The 4,766-nt window shown below is 67.5% G+C and carries 4 protein-coding genes; 2 read left to right on the plus strand and 2 right to left on the minus strand.

Annotation, left to right across the window (positions count from 1 at the left end; translation table 11 throughout):
* A partial coding sequence (locus tag GX414_13430) for a hypothetical protein (protein NLI48102.1) occupies positions 1-225 on the plus strand: 225 nt, incomplete at its 5' end.
* Positions 226-246: 21 nt separating this feature from the next.
* Here GX414_13430 and GX414_13435 read toward each other — a convergent pair.
* Together GX414_13435 and GX414_13440 are read right to left on the minus strand one after the other, a co-directional pair.
* Positions 247-1,029 carry a hypothetical protein gene (locus GX414_13435; protein NLI48103.1) on the minus strand — a complete coding sequence of 261 codons (783 nt, stop codon included), beginning with the start codon at positions 1,027-1,029 and terminating at the stop codon, positions 247-249.
* Positions 1,030-1,154: 125 nt separating this feature from the next.
* Positions 1,155-1,877, minus strand: a complete 723-nt coding sequence (locus GX414_13440) for a PilZ domain-containing protein (GenBank protein NLI48104.1) — start codon at positions 1,875-1,877, stop codon at positions 1,155-1,157.
* 236 nt (positions 1,878-2,113) lie between these two features.
* Between GX414_13440 and GX414_13445 the strand changes: the two genes are divergently transcribed.
* Entirely contained in the window at positions 2,114-4,594 is a 2,481-nt protein-coding gene (locus GX414_13445) for a PAS domain S-box protein (GenBank protein NLI48105.1), read from the plus strand.
* Positions 4,595-4,766 lie beyond the last annotated feature (172 nt).

Consider the following 4,766-nt stretch of genomic DNA (forward strand, 5'->3'; position numbering starts at 1 on the left):
GACGGGCTGCAGGCGCTGAAGCTGGCGCCGGAGGACGGGCTGAGCGCGGCGAAGGCGGCGCCGGACGAAGGGCTGAGTGCGCTGAAACTGGCTCCGGATGGCGCGGCGCAGGCGATCAAACGGTCGCCGGATGAAGTCGGGCCCGCTGTGGAATCGTCCCCGAACGAGGGCTCGTTTGCCCCGGATATGTCGTCGGTCGTCAAGAACCTGAAGCATCCCCGTTGAGATGCCGGGGACGGCTCTGATTCATACTGCCGGTAATCCCAGTCGTTGCCTCATCGCCGGATCGGGCTGCGGGGCCCGGATGGGCGGGATGTAGAGCGTGCTCATGCCGTCGAGCACGGCGGCACCGCCCCACAATTCCCGGAGTGCGAGCCAGCGCATGACGGGCCGACCCACGGGCAGCACCGCCGCCTCGTAGAGGCATGCCGGCTGGGCGGGCGGATAATGGCCGGCCAGGGCGGTCAGCAGCAGCGGCAGGTTGCGGGCGTCGTTGCCGGTACTCCGATAACTGTTGTCGCCGATGCTGTCGATCTGCCAGAAGATCACGTGGGCCGATGGATCAAGGCAGCGGGGGCGGCGCACGAAATCCGTCGCGGAGAACGTCTGGAAACCGCTGCCGGGATCCACGCCCAGATCGGCAAACAGGCAGTCGGCGGCGGAGATGCCCGGCAGCATCCGGGCGGGCAGCCCCTCGGCGCGGAGCCGCCGGATCGCCTCATGGGAGGGGTGGACGAACACGCCGGGATGGCCGTAAAACACCGCGCAGACGCGCCGGCCGGCGCGCACCGGTTCCACCAGGGCATCGATCATGCGGCGATAGGTCTCCAAGCGGTCGCTCCCCTCCCGATAGTGCGCCGACAGCGACACGGCGGCGGGGTGGCGACGCTCCAGCCAGCGGGCGGAGACCCGGTCGCTGACGGCGTAGCACACCAGATCGGCCGCCTCGATGCAGCGCCGCGCCTCGAGAGTCAACTGAGTGACGGCTCGAATGCCACAGCCCACCACATCCAGAGATCCGCACGGCATGCATCACCCCCCGACCATCGCATGAGCGGTCCCGGCTGCGGCCGGGCACGGGCGGGCGTCGTCGGATATCGCACGGACAATCGGACGATCGGCGGGCGGTGATTGCTGGCCGGTGGGCAACGTCATCACGTTTTCGCCGGCGGCGGCTGGCCCTTGCTCAGACTCTGCACCATCTCGGCGATGAATGTTTCCAGGCGATCCCGGTCGGCCGGCGTCAGGTCATGGAACTCGATGCCCAGGTGGTAGCGTGGCGGCGAATCGCCGGTCCCGATGGTTGCTTTGATATAGGCCACCCGGCCGCGGAAGGCGATCCGGCCCTGCGGCAACTGGATTTCCATGGGCAGGAAATCCTCCTGTTCGGCCCGCATGGGTGTTTCGATCAGCATGCCGGACAGGCTGATTTTCTGAACCTCGAAGTCGATCTCGCTCTTGACGACCACGGTGGCGCTGCCGTTGGGCTTGAACCGCCCGAAAAGCCGGCGGTTCACGTCCAGGGTGACACTTTCCTCGATGATCTGGAGCAGGGCGGAGGCCTTGTCCGACAGCACGTCGTGGAAATTGACGCCGGCCTGGTAGACGGGCGCAACCTCGGTGTCGGATATCCGCCGGGTCCGCTGCAGCATGCACCAGACCACCACGCCGGGCATGCGGACCTCGCCTTCGGTGGCGCTTTGGCGGATGGTGAAGTTGTAGGTGCGGCCGACGTCGAGGGGCCGGTTGGTTTCCAGCGCCATTCCGCCGATGCTCATGTTAATCACTTCCGCCTGCAGATTGTAGAGGACCACGCCTTCGACATCGTGGACCTCAAAGCGGGGATACCGGCGCGCCTTGGTGTGATGCTGGGACATCGGCACCTCAAATGCAGGACCTTCGGTTTTTTTTGAATATACACCCACTGCGGCGCAACGGCAATCATTTTGCGCGGGACGCGCCGTCGATTCTTTTGACCCGGAGTCCTGCGATTCTTTATAATACATGCAATTGACCGGGCATCAACCCTGTGATCGACAGCCGCGGCGCTCCAGGTGGTAAACGGCGGCCGCAGCCGGCGGTGTCGCTTGTTTCTTTCGCGGAGGACGGGACCATGGCCAAACACGACGCGTCGTCCGGATCCGGCCCGGCCCGGCGTCCGTCCCGGCCGGCCCGCCGGCGGGCCGCGGAGTTGCCGGAAGCCGAAGTGTCCCGGCGGATGCTGCAGCTGGTGCTGGACACCATCCCGGTGCGGGTGTTCTGGAAGGACCGCGACTCGATCTACCTGGGCTGCAACCGGCTGTGCGCCCTCGACGCCGGCCTGGCGGCGCCCGAGGCGATCATCGGTCTGAGCGACTTCGAGCTGGGCTGGCGGGAACAGGCGGAGCTCTATCGGTCCGACGACAGCCAGGTCATGGCCAGCGGTGTCGCCAAGGTGAATTACGAGGAACCCCAGACGACCCCCGAGGGCGGACGCATCTGGCTGCGGACCAGCAAATGCCCACTGCGCGACGACGCGGGCCGGGTGATCGGCGTGCTGGGGACCTATGAAGACATCACCGAGCGCAATCGGATCGAAGAGGCCCTGCGGGAAAAGACCGACGAGCTGGACCGGTTCTTCTCCCTCACCCCGGACCTGCTGTGCATCGTTGGCCTGGACGGCCGGTTTCGCCGCCTGAACGGAGCCTGGACCGAGACGCTGGGCTATGGCCCCGCCGAGCTGGAGGCGCGCAACCTGCTCGACCTGTTGCATCCTGACGACAGGCCGGCGGCGGCGGGCGCCCTGGCCCGGCTGACCGGCGGCGACAGCGTCCGCGGCCTGGTCACCCGGTTCTGCTGCCGCGACGGCGGGTGGCGGTGGCTGGAGTGGGCGGTGTCACCGTCCGCCCAGCAGCAGCTCGTCTACGGGGCGGCCCGCGACATCACCGAACCGCGCCGCGCCCAGGAGGCGCTCCGCGTCCTGGTGGAGAGCACGGCCGGCGCGATCGGAACCGACTTCTTCGGCCGCCTGGTCCGGAGCCTGGCGGAAGCGCTGGATTTCCGCTGCGCCCTGGTCGCCGAGCTCGCGGGACCGGACGACGGCAGCATGCGCACGCTGGCCGCCTGGCTGGATGACCGCGTCGTCGAGAATTTCGAGTACCCGCTGCCCGGCACCCCATGCGGCGAGGCGGTGAGCCAGGGCGTCTGCATCTGTCCGCGGGACCTGCGGCGCCGCTTCCCGGATTTCAAGGGTTTCCTCGATATCCCTCTGGAATGCTACTTCGGCTCCGCGCTTGCGAACACCAGAGGCAAGCCGATTGGCGTGCTGGCGGTCATGGATGTCCGACCCCGGGAAGATTCAGCCCTGGCAGGTTCGCTGCTGCGGATCTTCTCCAACCGCGCCGCTGCCGAGCTGGAACGCCTCCGCGGCGAGGAGGCGAGCCTGAACCTGGAGCGGCAGCTGCAGCACGCCCAGAAGCTGGAGAGCCTCGGCGTGCTGGCCGGCGGGATCGCGCACGACTTCAACAACCTGCTGATGGCCATCCTGGGCAATGCCGACCTGGCGCTGCTTGAAACATCCACCGCCCATCCCGCCCGGCCGTATGTCGAGGACATCATCAAGGCCTCGCTCCGCGCCGCGGGTCTCTGCCAGCAGATGCTGGCCTACTCGGGGCGGGGGCACTTCCGGATCGAAACCCTCGACCTCAACGAGATGGTTCGGGAAATGACCGATATTTTGGAGGTCTCCATCACCAAGAAGGCGGTGCTGCGGTACGACCTCAGCCCCGAGTTGCCGAAGGTCCGGGGCGACGCCACCCAGCTCCGCCAGGTGGTGATGAACCTCATCACCAACGCCTCCGACGCGTTGGGCGACGGCAGCGGCGTCATCAGCCTGGTCACGGGGACGCGCCACTTCCGCGGGGGCGAGCGGTTTGGCGTCCTGCAGGGGGAAAAGCTGACGCCGGGGCGGTACGTCTGCCTGGATGTGGCCGACACCGGCTGCGGCATGGACGCCGCCACCCAGGCGCGCCTCTTTGATCCTTTCTTCAGCACCAAGTTCACCGGCCGCGGCCTGGGGATGGCGGCGGTGCTGGGCATCATCCGCGGCCACCACGGCGGCATCCGGGTGCGCAGCGAACCGGGGCGGGGCACGGCGGTGACGGTGCTGCTGCCTCCGGTTGAGAACGACGAGCCGGCGGCCGGCTCAGCCGAAGTGGAGCCGCCGGCCCGCGCAGAACCATGGCGGTGGCGAGGGATGGTCCTGCTGGTGGACGATGAGGAGGCGGTGCGCGCCCTGGCCGAGCGGATGCTGCGCCGGCTGGGCTTTGAAGTGGTCACGGCCGCCGACGGCGCGTCAGCCGTCGAGCAGTTCCGGGCGCGGAGGCGGGAGATCACGGCGGTGGTGCTGGACCTCACCATGCCCGCCATGGACGGCGGCGAGACGCTGCAGGCCCTGCGGGCGGCGGATCCGGGGGTGCGCGTCCTGCTCGCCAGCGGCTACGACGAGGGGGACGTGAGCCGGCGCTTCGGCGACGGCGGCCCCGACGCCTTCATCCAGAAGCCGTACCGCTTGGCCACCCTGCGCGCCAAGTTGCGGCATATCCTCAAGGAATGACAATCGCTCATAATCGTGCTCGTAATTCGTAATCGTCATCGTAATTCGTAATCGTAATCGAGGCTCGAGACGCGAAGCTAGCGGCTCGTTCCCAACGATTAACCATCAACCATCAACCGTCCCGGACATCGGACTTCGGACTTCGTGCTCGTGATTCGTAATCGTCATCGTA

This window comes from Acidobacteriota bacterium (assembly GCA_012517875.1).
In the GTDB taxonomy this organism is placed as follows: Bacteria; Acidobacteriota; JAAYUB01; order JAAYUB01; family JAAYUB01; genus JAAYUB01.

What these genes read in the sequence shown, in the direction of transcription:
- GX414_13435 (NLI48103.1), bottom strand. Translation starts at nt 1,029, where the DNA reads ATGCCGTGCGGATCTCTGGATGTGGTGGGCTGTGGCATTCGAGCCGTC.
- GX414_13440 (NLI48104.1), bottom strand. Translation starts at nt 1,877, where the DNA reads ATGTCCCAGCATCACACCAAGGCGCGCCGGTATCCCCGCTTTGAGGTC.
- GX414_13445 (NLI48105.1), top strand. Translation starts at nt 2,114, where the DNA reads ATGGCCAAACACGACGCGTCGTCCGGATCCGGCCCGGCCCGGCGTCCG.